20 protein-coding genes are annotated in these 18,709 nt (G+C 35.9%); 7 read left to right on the top strand and 13 right to left on the bottom strand.

The genetic code is table 11. From position 1 onward, the window contains the following. Positions 1–84: 84 nt before the first annotated feature. Positions 85–1,632 carry a ribonuclease E/G gene (locus KO524_RS03710; RefSeq protein ID WP_219290281.1) on the bottom strand — a complete coding sequence of 516 codons (1,548 nt, stop codon included), beginning with the start codon at positions 1,630–1,632 and terminating at the stop codon, positions 85–87. 323 nt (positions 1,633–1,955) lie between these two features. After that, complete coding sequence (locus KO524_RS03715; protein ID WP_219290284.1) at positions 1,956–2,252, bottom strand: HU family DNA-binding protein; 297 nt, start codon at positions 2,250–2,252, stop codon at positions 1,956–1,958. Positions 2,253–2,390: 138 nt separating this feature from the next. Between KO524_RS03715 and mutY the strand changes: the two genes are divergently transcribed. From mutY to gldD, 3 genes are all read left to right on the top strand, one after another. Then, complete coding sequence (gene mutY, locus KO524_RS03720) at positions 2,391–3,428, top strand: A/G-specific adenine glycosylase (protein WP_219290287.1); 1,038 nt, start codon at positions 2,391–2,393, stop codon at positions 3,426–3,428. 46 nt (positions 3,429–3,474) lie between these two features. Beyond that, positions 3,475–3,918 (top strand): single-stranded DNA-binding protein, encoded by a 444-nt coding sequence (locus KO524_RS03725; RefSeq protein WP_219290290.1) that lies wholly within the window; start codon positions 3,475–3,477, stop codon positions 3,916–3,918. Positions 3,919–4,108: 190 nt separating this feature from the next. Continuing rightward, positions 4,109–4,681, top strand: a complete 573-nt coding sequence (gldD, locus tag KO524_RS03730) for a gliding motility lipoprotein GldD (protein ID WP_219290293.1) — start codon at positions 4,109–4,111, stop codon at positions 4,679–4,681. 150 nt (positions 4,682–4,831) lie between these two features. Here the strand turns inward: gldD and KO524_RS03735 are convergent, their stop codons facing one another. The 7 genes from KO524_RS03735 to KO524_RS03765 all read right to left on the bottom strand — a co-directional run bounded on the left by KO524_RS03735 (position 4,832) and on the right by KO524_RS03765 (position 10,848). After that, complete coding sequence (locus tag KO524_RS03735) at positions 4,832–5,206, bottom strand: heavy-metal-associated domain-containing protein (protein ID WP_255555119.1); 375 nt, start codon at positions 5,204–5,206, stop codon at positions 4,832–4,834. Positions 5,207–5,301: 95 nt separating this feature from the next. Continuing rightward, on the bottom strand, positions 5,302–5,625 hold the full coding sequence (locus tag KO524_RS03740) for a T9SS type A sorting domain-containing protein (protein WP_219290295.1): 324 nt from the start codon (positions 5,623–5,625) through the stop codon (positions 5,302–5,304). Between the two features lie 30 nt (positions 5,626–5,655). Next, positions 5,656–5,943, bottom strand: coding sequence for a hypothetical protein (locus KO524_RS03745; protein ID WP_219290298.1), 288 nt, complete (start codon positions 5,941–5,943; stop codon positions 5,656–5,658). A gap of 16 nt (positions 5,944–5,959) precedes the next feature. Next, positions 5,960–6,499, bottom strand: a complete 540-nt coding sequence (locus KO524_RS03750) for a hypothetical protein (RefSeq protein ID WP_219290301.1) — start codon at positions 6,497–6,499, stop codon at positions 5,960–5,962. Between the two features lie 17 nt (positions 6,500–6,516). Beyond that, positions 6,517–7,059: a hypothetical protein gene (locus tag KO524_RS03755; RefSeq protein ID WP_219290304.1), complete on the bottom strand. Its 543-nt coding sequence runs from the start codon at positions 7,057–7,059 to the stop codon at positions 6,517–6,519. Between the two features lie 398 nt (positions 7,060–7,457). Further along, positions 7,458–9,506, bottom strand: a complete 2,049-nt coding sequence (locus KO524_RS03760) for a pitrilysin family protein (RefSeq protein WP_219290307.1) — start codon at positions 9,504–9,506, stop codon at positions 7,458–7,460. 16 nt (positions 9,507–9,522) lie between these two features. Beyond that, positions 9,523–10,848, bottom strand: coding sequence for a pitrilysin family protein (locus KO524_RS03765; protein WP_219290311.1), 1,326 nt, complete (start codon positions 10,846–10,848; stop codon positions 9,523–9,525). 193 nt (positions 10,849–11,041) lie between these two features. Here KO524_RS03765 and rplU point away from each other — a divergent pair, with 193 nt between their 5' ends. From rplU to KO524_RS03785, 4 genes are all read left to right on the top strand, one after another. After that, complete coding sequence (gene rplU / locus KO524_RS03770; RefSeq protein WP_219290314.1) at positions 11,042–11,407, top strand: 50S ribosomal protein L21; 366 nt, start codon at positions 11,042–11,044, stop codon at positions 11,405–11,407. Positions 11,408–11,433: 26 nt separating this feature from the next. Beyond that, complete coding sequence (rpmA, locus tag KO524_RS03775) at positions 11,434–11,694, top strand: 50S ribosomal protein L27 (RefSeq protein ID WP_219290319.1); 261 nt, start codon at positions 11,434–11,436, stop codon at positions 11,692–11,694. Between the two features lie 375 nt (positions 11,695–12,069). After that, entirely contained in the window at positions 12,070–13,281 is a 1,212-nt protein-coding gene (locus tag KO524_RS03780; protein ID WP_219290322.1) for a hypothetical protein, read from the top strand. Positions 13,282–14,091: 810 nt separating this feature from the next. Continuing rightward, positions 14,092–15,138, top strand: a complete 1,047-nt coding sequence (locus KO524_RS03785) for a type I restriction endonuclease (protein WP_219290325.1) — start codon at positions 14,092–14,094, stop codon at positions 15,136–15,138. Between the two features lie 213 nt (positions 15,139–15,351). Here the strand turns inward: KO524_RS03785 and KO524_RS03790 are convergent, their stop codons facing one another. The 4 genes from KO524_RS03790 to KO524_RS03805 all read right to left on the bottom strand — a co-directional run bounded on the left by KO524_RS03790 (position 15,352) and on the right by KO524_RS03805 (position 18,576). Beyond that, entirely contained in the window at positions 15,352–16,692 is a 1,341-nt protein-coding gene (locus tag KO524_RS03790) for a deoxyguanosinetriphosphate triphosphohydrolase (protein ID WP_219290345.1), read from the bottom strand. A 69-nt stretch (positions 16,693–16,761) separates the two neighbouring features. Next, on the bottom strand, positions 16,762–17,463 hold the full coding sequence (locus KO524_RS03795) for an AAA family ATPase (protein WP_219290348.1): 702 nt from the start codon (positions 17,461–17,463) through the stop codon (positions 16,762–16,764). A gap of 48 nt (positions 17,464–17,511) precedes the next feature. Then, complete coding sequence (locus tag KO524_RS03800; protein ID WP_219290351.1) at positions 17,512–18,264, bottom strand: MBL fold metallo-hydrolase; 753 nt, start codon at positions 18,262–18,264, stop codon at positions 17,512–17,514. A gap of 69 nt (positions 18,265–18,333) precedes the next feature. Continuing rightward, positions 18,334–18,576, bottom strand: coding sequence for a hypothetical protein (locus KO524_RS03805; RefSeq protein WP_219290367.1), 243 nt, complete (start codon positions 18,574–18,576; stop codon positions 18,334–18,336). Between the last annotated feature and the right edge of the window lie 133 nt (positions 18,577–18,709).

Here is an 18,709-nt window from a genome sequence, read left to right on the forward strand (position 1 = left end):
CCTTAGTCAACGTTTAAGACAGCAACACCCCATATCCCTAACTAACAAAAAAAACCGCTAACTCTGAGAGTTAGCGGTTTAAATTTATTCTGAAACTTCATTCCCTTTTTCATCAAAGAAATGGTATTCTAGAAACGTGTAAGCGTCACGTGGTATAATTTTTATCCATTTTTTATATTCAAAAAACCATTTTGAACGTACCGATGGAAAACCTTTTGTCAGATATGCTGCAACAAAAGGGTGTGTATTCAAGACCACCTTAGGGTGATCTTTTACAATTCTTTCTAGGCTAGACTTGATTTTATCGACAATTAAGATAGGAGCCTCTATTTCACCGTTTTCATTATTCGGATCTTCTTCTCTTGTCTTGATATTTACTTCTGGTCTAACTCTTTGTCTAGTGATTTGAATCAATCCAAATTTACTAGGAGGCAAGATCTTATGTTTTGCTTTATCATCACTCATTTCTTCTTTGAGATAATCATATAGTTTTTTTCTATTTTCTGGATTTCCCATATCAATAAAATCAACTACAATAATACCACCCATATCGCGGAGTCTAAGTTGTCGAGCAATTTCGGCAGCCGCAATTAAATTGACCTCAAGAGCAGTATCTTCCTGAGACTGAGCTTTATTAGAGCGATTTCCACTGTTCACATCGATTACATGCAACGCCTCTGTATGTTCTATAATCAGGTAGGCTCCTTTACTCATAGAAACGGTTTTCCCGAAGGAAGTTTTAATCTGGCGTTCAATGTTGTACTTTTCAAAAAGAGGTAACTCTTTCGATTGGTAATGCTTCACAATAGAAACCTTTGAAGGAGCAATCTCTTGCAAATAGTCCTTCGTTTGATAGTATAACTCTTCATCGTCAATATATATTCCGGTGAAGGTATCATTAAAGACATCTCTTAAAATCGAAGATGCTCTATTAACCTCACCCAACACTTTAGAGGGATGATGAGCAGTAACTAACCTTTTGCACATACTGTTCCATTTGTCCATTAAGTTTTGCAAGTCTTTATCCAACTCGGCCACTTTCATGCCTTCTGCAACGGTGCGTACAATAACACCAAAGCCTTTCTGTTTGATCGATTGAACCAAGCGTTTTAAACGCTCTTTTTCTTCTTTGGATTCAATCTTTTGCGAAATTGAAATACGATCGGAAAAGGGTACTAGAACAACATATCTACCTGCCAAAGAAAGCTCAGAGCTAATTCTTGGTCCTTTGGTAGAAATAGGTTCTTTAACAACCTGAACCAAAAGCGATTGATTGGCACTTAACACATCGGTGATGGTACCATCTTTATCAATTTCCTTTTCAAAAGGAATGCTTTTAAGGGAGTAATCTTTTAATTTACCTGCGCTTACAAGTTTCGTGAATTTCAACAGGGTCGGTAGGTTTGGACCTAAGTCATGATAATGAAGAAAAGCATCTTTCTCAAAACCAACATTAACAAATGCGGCATTGAGTCCGGCTACTGGTTTTCGTATTTTTGCAATAAAAATATCTCCCACTTGAAAACCATTGTCTTCTTCTTTATCTCTGTGTAATTCAATTAGTTTTCCATCTTTTAATAAGGCAAAATCTACGGCTTCAGAATTGGATCTAATGATTAATTCTTTATTCACACGGTACATTTTTATCCATACTTGCTTTGTTGTTTGTTTTGACAAGCTAACGCCTAACAATTAGGTACAGATGGATTAAACAATCTTTTTACAAGTTTATAAAAAACTTATAATTCTTCATTGATTTTAATTATTAAAATATAAATCTACGAAAAAAATCTAATAAATTTTCTTTTTTTAAAAAAAAGAAAAAGTAGTTTAAAACTACTTTTTCTTTTTGTGACGGTTAGCTCTCGCTCTTTTTTTACGTTTGTGAGTCGCTACCTTATGTCTTTTTCTTTTTTTACCACTTGGCATAATGTGTGTAGTTTAGAGATTAATACTTATTTAATTTTTACTTCTGTGTTTGCTTTAACGCCTTCTACAAATACCTTAGCGGGTTTAAATGCCGGGATGTTGTGTGCTGGAATCTTAATTGTAGTGTTTTTTGAAATGTTTCTTCCCGTTTTCTCAGCTCTTGTCTTGATGATAAAACTTCCGAAACCTCTTAGGTATACGTTATCACCGGATTCCAAAGCGTGTTTAACTTCTTCCATAAAAGTTTCAACCGTCGCCTGCACGTCTCCTTTTTCAAGCCCTAATTTCTCCGAAATTTTAGCTACAATGTCTGCTTTCGTCATTTTAGTTATAATTTATTTTATTGTCGTCTGTTTTTTTTAGAGTGTGCAAATATATTAATTAATAATCCAATAATTCAACGTTAATCAATTAAAATTTAATCATATAAAGTTTTAAGTTTGCAGTTCACATATTTTAAGATGCTTTTTTCTAACAAACTAATTGCTTGGTACTTACAAAACAAACGGGATTTACCCTGGCGCGAAACGCAGGATCCTTACGCAATTTGGCTGTCAGAAATAATTCTTCAACAAACCCGAGTGGCACAAGGATTACCGTATTATGAGGCTTTTTTAAATCAATATCCAACCGTCTTTGATTTAGCTAAAGCCCCTGAAGACGAGGTACTAAGGCTTTGGCAAGGACTCGGCTATTACTCTAGAGCTCGAAATTTACACGCCACAGCCAAAAAAATTGCTGAAGATTTCCAAGGAAACTTCCCCTCCACTTATAAAGAGCTCCTTTTATTAAAGGGAATCGGACAATATACCGCAGCGGCTATTGCCTCTTTTGCATTTAAGGAACAGCTACCCGTGGTTGACGGTAATGTTTTTCGTGTACTGGCGCGCTATTTCGGCATCAAATCCGATATATCAACCGCTACTACCAAAAAAGAATTTACCGCCCTTGCAGGCTCTTTATTGCCGCCAAAACAAGCCGGACTTTTCAATCAAGCTATTATGGACTTTGGAGCAACGGTTTGTACGCCTAAAAATCCGGCCTGCAATTTATGTATCTATAACGAAGATTGCTTGGCCTATCAAACCAATCAAGTATCGATTTTACCTGTCAAATTGAGCAAAACCAAAGTTAGCTCGCGTTTTTTGAATTACCTAATTTACAAAGACCCAACACAACAAACGCAAATCCAACAACGCACCTCTAAAGATATTTGGCAACAACTCTACGAATTTCCGCTAATTGAAACCGTAGAAACCGTTGAAGAATCAAAAATAGAACAACTCATTTACCAACGGCATACCGGATTTGAACTTCAGCGAATTACTAAAATAAACTCGCAACCTATAATCCATAAATTATCACATCGCAAATTGCATATTAATTTCTGGGAAATAGAAGTCAACAATACATTAAGTCACGGACTCCCCTTTTCACAGCTTAAAATGTTTGCTTTTCCAATAGTTATTCATAACTTTATAGTTCAGCATTACGAATAAGGCTTTTTTAAACGACATAACTTTTGAATTTATCTTTCTATCAATTATGAATGGAACACTGAACAAAGTAACCCTTATAGGTCATCTTGGAGATGACGTAAAAATGCACTATTTCGAAAATGGAAATTGCATTGGTCGTTTTGCCTTAGCCACCAATGAGGTGTATATCAATAAAACCACCAACGAAAAAATAACCTCCACCGAATGGCACAATCTCGTGGTCCGGAACAAGGCCGCAGAACTCTGTGAAAAATACCTTTCCAAAGGCGATAAGATTTATATAGAAGGTCGAATCCGAAGCCGTCAATGGCAAGCTGAGGATGGAACAGCCAAACACACTACGGAAATTCAGGTTATGGAGTTTATTTTTTTAAACACCAAAAAAGATACCGATTCCAAAGGGAAACCAAATCCGCTTTCGGAAAAACAAATTGCTATTAACAATTTTGAAATCCCGAGAGAAACCAACGAAGACGATTTGCCTTTTTAAGCGCAGTAAAATACTTTAAGAGCTGATCGGCAATCCTACACAAAATGGATAAAAGTCAATCAGCTCTTTTTGATTTTTGTATTACTCGATTTATTTTTTTGTGATTAAAGTGTATTTTTACAAGCTAACTTGTATATTTACCCCGAAATAACCTCAACGAGCAAACACCCTTAAAAATCAAACGATTCCAATGACATATCGCATCAACTACCTTTGCCTTATCACCTTCCTTATCACTTGTAGTTTCGTATCGTGTAAAGATGTTTTGATTCCCAAACCGGATGCCTTATTGAGCCTGGAATACCCAAAAGCGCAATACGAAACAGTTCAAAACGACTGTTCGTTTTCCTTTGAAAAAAACAATTGGGCAAGCCTTGAACAAAAGCCATCTTGCGGTTTTGAAATTCACTACCCCGCTATGAAAGCTACGGTTTTTATCAATTATAAACCGATTGACAACAATTTAACGGCCTTGCTTAAAGATGCTCAAAAACTCACTTACGAACATTTTATTAAAGCAGACGAAATCACCTCCCAACCCTTTGTAAACGACCAAGACAAGGTGTATGGAATGTTTTACTCCGTATCTGGAGATGCCGCTACTAATGCACAATTCTACGCCACAGACAGCGTAAAGAATTTTATGGTAGCCTCATTATATTTTTATGCCAAACCCAATTACGACTCGATATTACCCGCTGCAGAATACATTAAAAAAGACATGTATCGCCTTATGGAGTCGATACACTGGAAGAACAAATAGGCAGGTATGCCTTTAGACACCTCCAAACCAAGCTTTGTTGATTCGAAGAGAAGTTTTTGGGGAAATCCATAAAAAAAGGATTTAAAGCGCGCTTTAAATCCTTTTTTTTCAAATGAACTAATCAACTATTTAATAACAAAAAAATTATTTTTAACTGGCTTTTTTTGTCTCCAAATGGGCCACTTTATATATACCGTTTGCGATTTTTTCAACTGTTTTAGTAATCGTTTCTGAATTTTGTTTGGCATCATCAAATTCCACAACCGCTTTTTTGGTTTCAAAATCAACCTTGGCCGTTTTAACACCGTCTAAAGCTGCTAATTTCGATTCGATAAGCTTGGCACATCCCAAAGCACAGGTCATTCCCTCTACTTCAAAACTCGCTAGCTCCATCGCCCCTGTTCCACTAACTGCTGTTTTTTCTTCTTGTTGCACCGTTAGTTGTTCTGACTTTCCTCCTTCTTTACAAGCGGAAAAAAGCAAAATAACCAAAGCAAACCCAGCCATACATTTTGTCATATTCATCGTTTATCTATTTAATATCCAAATTGTTCTCTTTTACAAAAGTAATCAAAAGCAACAAAAAACACCTTGCTTTTTCAATTCAATTGTATTAAAAATCAATTCTTAACCACTTTCAAGGTAATGCGTTCAGACTCATCAACCAGGGCGCCAATCACATAAATACCGCGATTTAACCCACTTATATCAACGCCTTGTCCCGTGGTTTCCAATACTTTTTGCCCAGCTAACGTATGTACCATAAAACGAACCTTCGCCCTTGGAGATAAAGCATAATAGTCTATCCGTCCATCGCCTGTTTTATGTAACTCAAACACCTCATATACATCTGGCTCTCCCTGAGGTTGAATTCGATAATACGGATACATCCCATCGTAATTAGGCATAGGCGACATCAAGGGATAGACACTGGCATTCACCACCGTAGTTCCACAAGCATTAGCCGCTTTAATTTATATAACCCGATCGCCATCAACGGTATCGCGTAAATGCGGTTCCTTAAAAACACCATCAAATCGCGTGATGTCTTCAAACCCCAACGATTTATCCAATAATATCCCATAAGGCACTCGCTGTTTTTCCAATCCTGAAAAAACCAACTCCATATGCGCTTTGACTTCTTTAAAACTCCCAAATTCCATCTCTTCTTCCTCTTGGTTTTGAGCCCCCATATTCGCACTGACCATCATTATTATCAACAGCAGTCCCTTTTTTATAATTTCATATAATCTGATTTTCATGATTATTAATTTCAATTTACTTTTTTATATACTTCATATCAAAACGGCCACCTCGGATTTTAACCAAGGCTTTTTCGTCCGTCCACACATTAAACCAAAACACACCTGAAATAATCCGCAATTCGGGATCGTGTTTGGTAATCGTCAATTCACCAAAGTGTTCGAGAGAAGTAGCGTATTGTTTGTAATTTCGACCTCCTGACTGATTAGTCGCCACATAATACGACAAGCTCCCATAAGCCCCCAACGAATCGGAAAACGCCTCCAAACGATAGGTTCGCCCTGCTTCGATTGGAAATCCAATCACCATAATTCTAAGATACACATCAGAATTAAAAGTGTTTTTATATTCCTTTACCAACAAACTAAACCTCAAAGAACTCGAATAGCTTAAACCATTTCCACGATAATAATAATTCGGGCGAAACTTTTCTCCGTTGACATAACAGCCAAAAGTTTCGTTACCCTCTTGGGTGGGCTCAGGTAAATTGTCGTCAAAAAATTTACAGCCCGTAAATAGCACTACACACACTAAAAATTGTAAAAATATTTTCATGTCTCATTAATTTCAATTTACTTTTTTATATACTTCATATCAAAACGGCCACCTCGGATTTTAACCAAGGCTTTTTCGTCCGTCCACACATTAAACCAAAACAAACCCGAAATGATCCGCAATTCGGGATCGTGTTTGGTAATCGTCAATTCACCAAAGTGTTCGAGAGAAGTGTAATAAACTTTTTCCTTTTGAACCCCTGGCTTATTTGTATCTACATAATACGACAAGCTCCCATAAGCCCCAAACGAATCCGAAAACGCCCCCAAACGATAAGTTCGCCCTGCTTCGATTGGATATTCTCCTATGTTGAGTGCAACAGAAACGTCCGAAGCAAAAGATTTTTTATATTGCCATACCATAATATCTAATCCAAAACTCCTACTATAACCCAATCCATCTCCTTCCGACCGTAAATTGCTCGGACGAAACCTTTCCCCATTAAGGTAAAAACCCATCGTCCCATTCCCCTTTTGGGTCGGCTCAGGTAAATTGTCGTCAAAAATCTTACAGCCCGCAAACAGCATTACACACACTAAAAATTGTAAAAATATTTTCATATCACCTTCCTTTAATAATTTCTATACCTCCTATCGAAACGGCCGCCTTCCCATCTTAAGTAGTATCCCGATACCCCTACCTTATTGCGCCACTATTGCGATTTAAAAAACCTCTATTTTTATCCCAAATACAACCTACCACTCTATATAATTAGACACCTGCAAAAATAAATAAGTCATTATTCATGTTGTTAATTAACAAAAAACAGGCTGTCTCATAACTCGAGACAGCCTGTTTTTAAGTGCTGTTATAATAGAAAAATCGCTTAAAAAGAAAATACACCACAAGGCTGGGCACCACTCTAAGGGGAGAGAGGAAATTCTTAAAAACAACAAGAGGCTGTCCTTGTGGACAGCCTCTTGAAAAAATGTATTTTATTTTGACTTATAAATACCTCTTATTTAAAATCGGCATCGCTAACTCCTTCATTTATTTTTATTTCTGAAACCTTCATTTCAATTTCAATACCTACGTTCATTTTTATAGTAAAAGGAAATTTCACACCTTTTACCACTTGATAATCGGAATAATATACTTCTTGAACTCCGGTTTGTCCTCCTTGATCAACCGTAGTAAAAGTAGCTACTTTCAATCCAGTGGATACATCATAAAAATTGGTTTCCTTACCTTCTTTTACAGCATAAGCTTCTTTACCGTCGATCATTTCGATTCCCGTCAAGTTAACTCCTGTTTTGTTTTTTAAAGACAATTCCGCAAAGGGCTGTGCGTTTCTACGCGCTTCTTCCAATTCTTCACCGGTTAAGTCGTGTTTCTGCCCTTGTTGCATAGCATACGCCATTTTTGGTGTAACTACTTGTTTAGATATCACACTTCCCATCATCGATTGTTCCGATAACATTTGGCCTTTATCCGTTACCTTAGTCAAACTCTCCAAGGTCATACCTTGAACTGTTGCAGTTGACTTCATAGCAACTGAATGAACCGCTTTAACCGCTTTTTCTCCTCCTATAGCTTTGATATACGAATCTACTACAGTATTTAAAGTTACGCCTGCAGGAAGTGGTTTGTTTACTTCCGGTTTTGCTGTTGGATTACCAAACTTATCGAAATAAGCAATCGGCATTCCCAGTTTTTCCAAGCCGGGTAAAACATCTGCTGCCTTACCTACAATTACCACTCTTAACTGATCTGCCAAGAAATATTTATCAGCAGCTTTACGAACATCTTCTACCGTTACAGCATTGATGTTTTTAATGTAGTTCTCATAAAAATCAGCTGGTAATTTATCCAATTCTGTATTTAAAGCATAACGAGCAATGGTCTCTGGTTTTTGAATTTCCATTACAAAGTTACCTATATATTTCGCCTTAGCATTTTTCAAATCCTCAGCAGAAACCAATTCTTTTCTAATTTTTTCTACTTCATTAAAAAACTCGGTTACCGCACTATCGGTTACTACATTTCTCACGGAAGAAGTCGCTCTAAATTTTGACGGGTATTTTCTAGCGTTACCAATAGAAGAATACGCCCCATAAGTCCATCCGTGTGCCTCGCGAAGATTTAAAAACAACCTTCCTTCACCACCACCACCTAAAACTTGATTAGCCAAAATGGCTGCGAAGAAATCTTTATCGGTGATTTTTAAATCCACTATATTTACCAAAGCAATTTCAGACTGAACCGCATTGCTCATATCTACAAAATTAATTGTCGCTTGAGCTAGGTTTTGTGGTTTTGTAAACATTCCTTTTGGAGCCGACACCTTTTTCCAGTTGCCAAACAATTTGTTTACCAACTTTTCCGTTTTCTTATAATCTACATCTCCTACAATAACTAAATAGGCATTTTCAGGAACAAAGAAATCGGCATAGTGTTTTTGTACGTCTTCGAAGTTTACATTGTTTAAAGTTTCCTCTGTTACAAACTCTCCTGCTGGATGATTTTTACCATACACCAAAGCATTTTCTACTCTTGCAGCAACAGCTGTAACACTTTTCTCAGAAGATTTAATTCCTTCAATAGCCTTGGCTTTTTCTTTTTCAAATTCTTCTTTAGTGAATTTGGAATGCAATGCCCCATCGGCCATCAAACTCAAAATCGTTTCAGCATATTTGGACAAACCGCTAGCATAAGCCCCTTTGTCCCAAAATCTAAAATCTGCTCCTAAAAAGTCAACCTCTTCATTAAACTGATCCTTAGACATTTTGTCGGTACCAGACCCCATTATTGCAGAAGTCAAACTGGTTACTCCAGCTTTATTCCCATCCAAATGCAAAGGCGCATCTAAGGTTAAACTATACGTCACTTTCGGAAGTTTATGATTTTCAACAATCAATACTTTTAATCCGTTTTTTAAAGTAAACGACTTCGGTTTCTCCACATTTACAGTAGGAGCTGGTCCTGGCTTAGGCTGTGATCTATCTTGTGCTTGCATAGTAGTAATTGCCAAAAACAAGCTTGTTGTTAATATAAATATTTTTTTCATTTTCAAGTTCTATTGCTTATTTTTTAACTGAGTCTTTCTCTGGAATATAATCTAACACCAATCGTTGATTTGGGTTCAGGTATTTCTTAGCCACATCTCTGATTTCTTCTCTAGTTATCGAACGGTAAATCTCGATTTGCGTATTGATTAAATTGATATCGCCGTATAACAAATAATTCGAAGCCAAATTCTCTGCTAATCCTTCTAAATCGGAATTGCTTTCAACATATTGGTTTTCAAAAGTATTTTGCAATTTTTGAAAATCTCTTTCTGAAATCAGTTCTGTTTGAATTTTAGCAATTTCAACGTCAATTTCCTTAACCAAATCATTCAATTCAAAACCTTGCATTGGAATACCGTAAACAAAATAGATTCCATAATCTTCTTGACTATAACTAAAAGAAGCCACTTCTAAAGCCATCTTTTTGTCGTCAACCATTTTCTTATATAATCTCGAACTCTTACCTCCTGATAAGACAGCAGCAATCATTTCTAAAACACGTGCATCTCTAGTTTTCATAGACGGTGTTCTATAGGCGGTTACCACCATTGGCAACTGTATATTAGGATCTTGATATTCTGCTTTGATTTCTTTTACGATAGGATCTTCAAGTATAAGTTCTCTTTTGATATCCTTTCCTTTTGCGATTTCACCAAAATACTTTTTAACCCATGCTTTGGCTTGATCTTTTTCAAAATCTCCCGCTACAACCAACACAGCATTATTAGGAATATAGAATTTTTTATTAAAATCCAAAAACTCATCTAAAGTCGCAGCATCTAAATGTTCCATAGAACCTATAGGCGCCCAACGGTATGGATGTTTTACAAATAGGTTTTTCTTTACTTCTGTAAACAAGTTACCATAAGGTTGGTTGTCTACTCGCAATCTCTTTTCTTCTTTTACCACTTCATTTTGGGTACTTACCCCAATTTGATTGATAACCGGATGCATCAATCTTTCCGATTCCATCCACAAGGCCAATTCTAAATTATTTGATGGAAAAACCTCGTAATAATACGTTCTATCATCTGAAGTATTTGCATTGTTTTGACCGCCATTTGCGGTAACAATTTTAAACCATTCTCCGCGTTGAATATTTTTAGTTCCTTCAAAAAGCAAATGTTCAAAAAAGTGTGCAAATCCAGTACGTTCAGGATTCTCGTCTTTAGCGCCTACATGATACATCACCGATGTAACCACTACAGGAGCCGATTTGTCTTGATGAAGCACCACATGAAGCCCGTTGTCTAACGTATACTCTTCAAAGGCTACTTTTTGAGCCGAGGCTGCCCCACCGATGATTAAAGCGGCACTCAAAGCTGTTAAAGATTTTCTCATGGTATATAATTTGTTTTTAGGTTTACGTCAAATTAGACGACAACCAAAGCCTTTTGTTACAACATCCTTAAAAAATATTATTTACCAACTATAAAAAGGAAACCCTAGGGAACCTAAAAAATTCAAAAAGAAAACATTAGTTGTAATCCAATAAAAAATTATTGTATATTTGCAGACTTTTAAACATTATATTATGTACGCAATCGTAGAGATAGCAGGGCAACAATTTAAAGTAAGCAAAGACCTAAAAGTTTATGTTCACCGTTTGCCTCAAGAAGAAGGAGCTACTATCAGTTTTGATAAAGTTCTTTTAATTGATGACAACAACAACATTACTTTAGGCGCCCCAGCTATAGAAGGAGCTTCTATCGAAGCCAAAGTATTAAGACACCTACAAGGTGACAAAGTAATCGTCTTCAAGAAGAAAAGAAGAAAAGGTTACAAAAAGAAAAACGGTCACAGACAAGCTTTGACTCAAATTGTTATTGAAGGTATCAATGCAGGAGGAGCAAAGAAAAAAGCGGCTAAAAAAGAAAAAACTGCTGAAGCAGCTGAATAATTATTAACATTTAAAACTAAAACGTCATGGCTCACAAGAAAGGTGTCGGTAGTTCTAAGAACGGTAGAGAATCAGAATCGAAACGCTTAGGTGTTAAGATTTACGGTGGTCAAGCAGCAATTGCTGGAAACATCATTATTAGACAAAGAGGTTCTAAGCACAATCCAGGTGAAAACGTTTACATGGGTAAAGATCATACTTTACATGCAAGAGTTGCTGGAATCGTGAAATTTGAAAAGAAAAGAGACAACAAATCTTTTGTTTCAATTCTTCCATTTGAAGCTTAAATCCTTGTCTTGCTATTAGCAATAACAGCAAACAAAATATAAAGACGCTCCTAGAGCGTCTTTTTTTATATCCATACCAAGGCTATACACGAATATATAAGCTCGCAATTGGATTAATTTACAATTCCACAGACCAACTTCTCTATTATCCAAACTGTTTTGAATAAAGACCTCAAAAAACAAGGAGTCTACCTATCTTATAAAAACAAACAATTTCATAAAATAACTTATAAATCATTTTATTTTAACACAAAAAAATAAATAAAATTACTTACAAGGCCTCATTAAATTAATAACAAACAAAAAACCTAAAAAGTTTTTTTTAATAAATCTTATTATTTATTTTTGGTCTAAATAAAAACAATTATATATTTTATGAAAATTATAAAAATTTTTGCCCTTATAGCAATAACAAGTTTGCTGGCGGTAGGTTGTTCAAGTGATGATTCTTCTCCTATTATTCCTCCAGGTCCAGGCCCTGAAAATCCGACTCAAAAGGAACTTGATGCCAAGTTTCCCGTAATCGGAACTTACGAATACGCACATGCAGGAATGAAAATTCCTTATGTATTTACAGCTACAACCTTAGTAGTACAAAACTCAAACATGAGCGGCGAAGACACTGAAGAGGTAGTTGTTAAAGCCTTTCAAAATCTTAGCGATAATGTTTACAAAATCGTAACTAAAGAGACTTCAACAGGACAATATACAGCGTTCTTTTTAAGAAACATCACTGCAGAAAGTCTAGAAATCAATATGGATTATACTTTCGCTACAGAAAAAGAAGCCATTGATACGAAATATGCCGATCCAAACGAAGTTCCAAATGTTGGACATACTAAGTTCGGTTGGTTAAAATTAACCAAAGCATCTATTGCTTCGATCAGCTTACCTGTATCCGGAAAATACATTTTTGACGGAACAGCTCAAAGCGGCGGTGTTTACAGCTATAATTTCACTAACGAGAAAGTTTCTTTTGACGCTGGAGCGCCTTACGACATGAAAGTCTTAGCGTACAACCAAACTACTAAAAAGATTTTATTAGAAGGTTTGGATAGCAAAGCGGGTACTTACTACGTTGCTCAATTAAAAGATATCACCGATACTTCTGTAAAAGTAGCCAGAGAAACCAAAGCTCCAGCAGGTGGAAACAACCCTAAAACCGAAGCAGAAGCCGTTTTCAATAGCCCTGCTGACGTAACAGGAAATTTCACAGAATACTTTAAAGAAGGCGTTATAAGACTACCGGTTCAAGGAAAATATAGCTTTGATGGTACCTCGCAAAATGCGGGTATTTACTCTTATATCTTCAGCAACGAAGTAGTAACCTTTGATGCAGGTGCAGCATACGATATGAAGATTCTTAAATACAACCCTGTAACTAAGAAAATCTTATTAGAAGGCTTAGGTAGCAAAGCAGGTACTTATTATGTAGCTCAATTGAAAAATGTTACGGCTACTTCCGTAAAAATCGGTAGAGAAACCAAAGCTCCAGTAGAAGGAAGCAATCCTAAAACAGAAGCAGAAGCGGTTTACAACAGCGCTGCGGATATTGCAGGTAATTTTACGGAATACGTGAAACAATAAATACAAGTCTCAAAGTTAAATAATAAGAGAGGCCGTTCCAAAACGAAATTTGGACGGCCTCTTTCATTTTTTATTTACAGATTGAATTTTGGAGCTTAATAATTTCCGACATTTTGTTATGTATCTTTCTACGTTAGCATTGACTGCTATTATTTTTTTTGTTCAGATTTGTGACAATGCATTCGTAAAGCGCATCCTTCATAGTTTTTTGCTTGCTATAAAACTACGGTTTATTTAAAACTTTTAGCTGATATTTGAGTTCTTCTATCCATGAATTCGTGTTGCCCCATTGAAGAACATACAAAATAGTTTTCTTCTTGGTCGAAAAATAGTTTTTTTTTGCTAAACGGAGTTTTATTTATCCCTATTGTTTTACATTCTTTATCAAAGTCGTTACGCTAGATCAAAACTTTTATTTGCTTCTGTTCAACTATATAATAATTCACGAGGTTTCTTTCGGTTTGTAAGATAAAATTAGAAGATAGTGTCGATTTAGCCTAGAATGATTAACAATACGTGCAGAATGATTATTGGGAACCAAATCGCCTAAAGAGGGAGGCTAAAGTGGTTGTTGCGATTGATTGCAGAAATTAAATCTGAGTTTTTCGTGTTGTTATAGGTAAGCTCTTTTAACTTATAGAAACCCCGAAAATCATTGTTTTACTCAATCAAATATTATCGAAAATTTAATCCAATATAACATAGTCTTTTAAGACAACCGCTTTTAACAAAAACACCTAATGAGGTTTCCCTCATGAAATGATGTCTAGGTTACGATAGCTTTGGTAAAGAACTAAAAATCGCCTCACTATGGACTTACAAATAAAACTAAAAGCTCTCGCAGAAAAGATTGCGTTATTAAAAGATAAAATCGAAACCGAAGAATCGACCAAACATGCTTTTATACTTCCTTTTATCAATATATTGGGTTACGACACTTTTAACCCATTAGAAGTCGTTCCGGAGTTCACGGCTGATTTAGGTCTTAAAAAAGGTGAAAAAGTCGATTATGCAATTTTTCAAAATGGCGAACCTATTTTAATTATAGAATGTAAAAATTGGAACAAGGAGTTAACGACACATAATTCCCAATTATTCCGATATTTTCATGTAACCAAAACCCGTTTTTCCTTATTAACCAATGGCATCAAATATCAGTTTTTTACCGATTTAGAGGCTAAAAACATTATGGATGACAAACCATTTTTGGAATTTGACATTACCAATCTAAAGGATTCAACAATCAATGAAATAGCGAAATTTCACAGCTCCAATTTCGATGTCAATAAAATCATCACCAATGCCAGTGATTTAAAATACACTCAGGAAATCAAAAACCTAATTGAAAAAGAATTAGAATCCCCTACACATGAGTTTGTTCGCTTTTTTGCAGGCAGAGCATATAGCGGACGGTTAACCGAAAAGGTTTTAATAGAATTCACTGATTTAGTGAGTAAAGCCTTTGCTCAAATCATAAGTGAAAGTGTCAATAATCGTTTAAATGCCGCTCTAAAAAAAGAGGAAGCAAAACAACTAGACGAAGTTGTGGATCATCCTGAAATTAATAAAGTAGAAACTACAGACGAAGAATTAGAAGCCTTTAGAATCGCTGTAGCTATACTACGTCGAAACATCAATATTGAAAGAATAGTACCTCGTGACACCCAGTCGTATTTTGGAGTTTTACTAGACGACAACAATAGAAAACCCTTATGTCGCTTCCACTTTAACGGAAACAAAAAATACTTAGGTCTCTTTGACGAAAACAAACTTGAAAAGAAATATTTGATAGAAGATTTAAATGAAATATACCAATATGAGGAAGAGCTATTAAAGAGCATTGCTATCTACGAATAGCTCATTTTCCATCAAAAAATACTTCCTTATAAATCCAAAACCATTCTTATAGTAAATTAGAGAATGGTTCATTTTTCACCACTAAGACCTTCCAAGTCTTAACACCTGCAAGTACATAAGTCATTACTTTACAGTAAGTAGAGTACATCTTACAAAACAGGCCACCTCTACTTATGAGATGACCTGTTTTTTTTACTTTAAATTATTAATTTTTTAAGCCGTCACTTTAATCGTTCTATATAATTCTAAAGCTTTACCGTCGGTCAACATGGAAACAAAATGGCAAATATGCATCAATCGATCATAAACCGTTTGATTTTCCACCAAATATTTCTCTGGCAAAAGTTTTAACATCAACGAATCGTAATGCGTTTCTTCTCCATAAAAAGAATTATTATAAGCCGTACAAAAGTGGTCCAATAAGGTGTGAATTACCTGATATCCCACCACTTCTTTTTCGATAACCTCCTTACTTTGATATACTTTATTTACACTAAGTGCAATCAAATCTTTCATCTGCGCTACATAAGCGCACTTATCCATAAGCGCAAACGGAAAATCTCCCGCCATAATCTCAGACTCATTTTCTATAAAAATGCGAACCGCATCTTGAATCAAGCTTCCAATAGCCAAAGCTCTTAAATAACTCACCCGATCTTCTGTACAAGAAAGTTGCGCATACTTTTGAGCATTGATACTGTTCTGAACAATTTTGATTAAAAACTCCAAAGCATGCTCCTCGGGAATCAATCCCAAATTTATACCGTCTTCAAAATCGATAATTGTATAACAGATATCATCGGCCGCTTCTACCAGATAGGATAATGGATGTCTGTAAAACGCCATTTCATCACGCTTTTTACGAATCAACCCCAAATCATCCGCCACTGCCAAAAAAGCTTCTTTATCGGCTTGGAAAAAGCCGTATTTTTTATCGCAAATATCACGAGTTGGTTTCTTAGGTAAACTCTCCTTAGGATATTTCATAAAAGCTCCGAGTGTAGCATAGGATATGCGTACCCCGCCCTCAATACCGGGTCTGGACTTAGTCAAAACCGAAAATCCATTGGCATTACCTTCGAAATCAATTAAGTCTTGCCATTCTTTTTCAGTCAACTCTTTTTGAAACACACTTCCTTTACCTCGCTTAAAAAAATCACCTATGGCTTTTTCTCCCGAATGTCCAAACGGAGGATTTCCAATATCATGTGCCAATGCAGCCGCAGCTACGATGGCGCCAAAATCGTTTACTGTATAACCCAAATCCAGATCCAAATGCGGGTACTTGCGCAATATTTGCTGTCCAACCATACGTCCCAGCGAACGCCCTACAACAGAAACTTCCAAACTATGCGTTAAACGCGTGTGCACGAAATCTGTTTTTGACAAGGGAATAACCTGTGTTTTGTCTTGTAAACTGCGAAAGGCCGATGAAAAAATGATTCGGTCGTAATCGACCTCAAAACCAATTCGGGTTTCATTCTCATCTTTTCTGTTTCGTTCTAAACGATCACCGTGCTTTTTTAAAGACAACAGTTTTTCCCATTTCATCATATATTATATTTTATCTATTTTTAAAATAGTGCTTTTTCTCTTTCGAAACTCAACTATTCAGCTACGCTTTTATAAAACCGCTAATTGACTATTAATGATATTGCTTTTCACCGATTTGAATATTTGATTTTTAGCTTCTGCAAATGACACCTCATACAAACGCTGCATCTCACGAAACTCTAGCGGGTATTTTGAGAGCATGTTGTCGTAATAATCATCTAAGACCTCATTGGAAGGCGAAGTGTACTCTAATTGAAGCTCAAATCGACGCACAAGTGCCGGATCAATCATCTGTATTTGATTGGTAGCTGCCATAAGTATGGATTTTTGTGGAAAACCATCAATCAACTGCAAGATGGCGTTGACCACACGTTTCATTTCACTATTATCCTTGTTGTCGTAATCGCGAATTTGTCCTAAGGAATCAAATTCATCAAAAAACAAAACGGCACTCTCGTACTGTATCTCTCGAAATAAACCTTCAATATTTTTAGCGGTTTCACCCAATTTAGACGAAACAATAGTCCCTAAATTTACGATGATTAATTTCTTGTCAAGATGTTTTGCAATTGCCTTTGCTGTCATGGTTTTACCACAACCCGTCTGTCCATATAAAAGAATTTTATTGGATACCGGTAGATCATATTGCATCAGTATATCGCGAAACTGATATTCCTTGAGAAACTGATCTATTTGACTGGCTACACCATCATTAAATACAACATCATTTAATTGTATTTGGCTTCGATCGATAAAAAAAAGAGCACTCATAACATTACTTGTTTTAATATACACAAATATAATCAGAATATATACTGATTACAAATTCAATTTATTAGGATTCCACAATGGAAATTCGGTATCGTGATAAAAGAGAAAAGTCCAATTTTGCGCTATAGCACGTTTTAAAAAATCACTGCGCAAATCGCGCGTTTTTTTTCCATCATAATCATACTTTCCAACCATACTGTTTTTTACAAAAAACAATTGAGGTGCTACATCGGCCCCATAAAAAAACCTTTGTTCGCCTTCTGTAAACCAAAATACTTGATGGTATGGACTATGTCCACCTGTAACTTCATAAGTGATACCGTCCATAATCGAGCCCGAATTCTCTGTCATCAGAAAAAACCGAGAATCCCCATGTATTCGATTTAGCACTTCCAAATCATAAGACTGATGTTGTTGCTGTAAAGCATACTCCAATTCTCTTTGCTGAATATAGTAGGTGGCCTTGGAAAAAGTCAAAGGTGCCTCGGCACCCGCAGACGCAAAAATACCTCCGATATGATCTCGATGTAAATGCGACAACAATACTTTAGTTACCTGTTCTGCACTATAACCCGCTTGTTTAATATTCTCAACCAATTGCAAATTGCCTCCGCTCATTTGCCCCAAACCAGTATCTACCAGCACTACATCATTTCTTAAAATGATTAAAAAAGGTTGCACAGCCAATAAAAAACTTCCACGTTCTCGATCAGACAAGATATCTTTTTTCTTATCAAATGGTAAAAAAGCTTTTGAATTCCCCACAGAGAACACGCCCTCACAAAGTGTAATTATTTTCACTATATATTTTTTGCAGCATTATCCAAATAAAAAAACAGCCCCGAAAAGCTGTTTTGTTTTAATCATTATTTACGAGAACATCTCACGATCCTCGTCTCTAACCAAGAAAAATTTCATCGATTTTTTCGGGTAGGTTTCGTAGCTCTTATCGCTAGGATTAGCAATTACGGTTTTGATACTGATTTTATCTCCCAATTTAAATTCGGATTCGACTTGTTTATAATCTAATAGATAAGGACCACAGAAATAATTTCCATTTTCATCTTTTTCAATGATTCCTTGAAAAATTCCTTTTTTAGTGTCTTTTTGCATTTTTTAATAATTTAAAGGACAAAGATACAAAGAATTTAAATTGTTATGGAATTCGATTTAGTAAATAGTGATAGACCCATATCATTAGTCATCACTATGCGATAAAATAAATCTTGCCCCGCCTATACACCCC

This window comes from Flavobacterium sp. NKUCC04_CG (assembly GCF_019345525.1).
GTDB lineage: Bacteria > Bacteroidota > Bacteroidia > Flavobacteriales > Flavobacteriaceae > Flavobacterium.

Bases quoted from the DNA above. Each gene is read 5' to 3' on its own strand.
- KO524_RS03715 (WP_219290284.1), bottom strand. From the start codon at position 2,252: ATGACGAAAGCAGACATTGTAGCTAAAATTTCGGAGAAATTAGGGCTT.
- mutY (WP_219290287.1), top strand. From the start codon at position 2,391: ATGCTTTTTTCTAACAAACTAATTGCTTGGTACTTACAAAACAAACGG.
- KO524_RS03725 (WP_219290290.1), top strand. From the start codon at position 3,475: ATGAATGGAACACTGAACAAAGTAACCCTTATAGGTCATCTTGGAGAT.
- gldD (WP_219290293.1), top strand. From the start codon at position 4,109: ATGACATATCGCATCAACTACCTTTGCCTTATCACCTTCCTTATCACT.
- KO524_RS03735 (WP_255555119.1), bottom strand. From the start codon at position 5,206: ATGAATATGACAAAATGTATGGCTGGGTTTGCTTTGGTTATTTTGCTT.
- KO524_RS03745 (WP_219290298.1), bottom strand. From the start codon at position 5,943: ATGAAAATCAGATTATATGAAATTATAAAAAAGGGACTGCTGTTGATA.
- KO524_RS03750 (WP_219290301.1), bottom strand. From the start codon at position 6,499: ATGAAAATATTTTTACAATTTTTAGTGTGTGTAGTGCTATTTACGGGC.
- KO524_RS03755 (WP_219290304.1), bottom strand. From the start codon at position 7,059: ATGAAAATATTTTTACAATTTTTAGTGTGTGTAATGCTGTTTGCGGGC.
- KO524_RS03760 (WP_219290307.1), bottom strand. From the start codon at position 9,506: ATGAAAAAAATATTTATATTAACAACAAGCTTGTTTTTGGCAATTACT.
- KO524_RS03765 (WP_219290311.1), bottom strand. From the start codon at position 10,848: ATGAGAAAATCTTTAACAGCTTTGAGTGCCGCTTTAATCATCGGTGGG.
- rplU (WP_219290314.1), top strand. From the start codon at position 11,042: ATGTACGCAATCGTAGAGATAGCAGGGCAACAATTTAAAGTAAGCAAA.
- rpmA (WP_219290319.1), top strand. From the start codon at position 11,434: ATGGCTCACAAGAAAGGTGTCGGTAGTTCTAAGAACGGTAGAGAATCA.
- KO524_RS03780 (WP_219290322.1), top strand. From the start codon at position 12,070: ATGAAAATTATAAAAATTTTTGCCCTTATAGCAATAACAAGTTTGCTG.
- KO524_RS03785 (WP_219290325.1), top strand. From the start codon at position 14,092: ATGGACTTACAAATAAAACTAAAAGCTCTCGCAGAAAAGATTGCGTTA.
- KO524_RS03790 (WP_219290345.1), bottom strand. From the start codon at position 16,692: ATGATGAAATGGGAAAAACTGTTGTCTTTAAAAAAGCACGGTGATCGT.
- KO524_RS03795 (WP_219290348.1), bottom strand. From the start codon at position 17,463: ATGAGTGCTCTTTTTTTTATCGATCGAAGCCAAATACAATTAAATGAT.
- KO524_RS03805 (WP_219290367.1), bottom strand. From the start codon at position 18,576: ATGCAAAAAGACACTAAAAAAGGAATTTTTCAAGGAATCATTGAAAAA.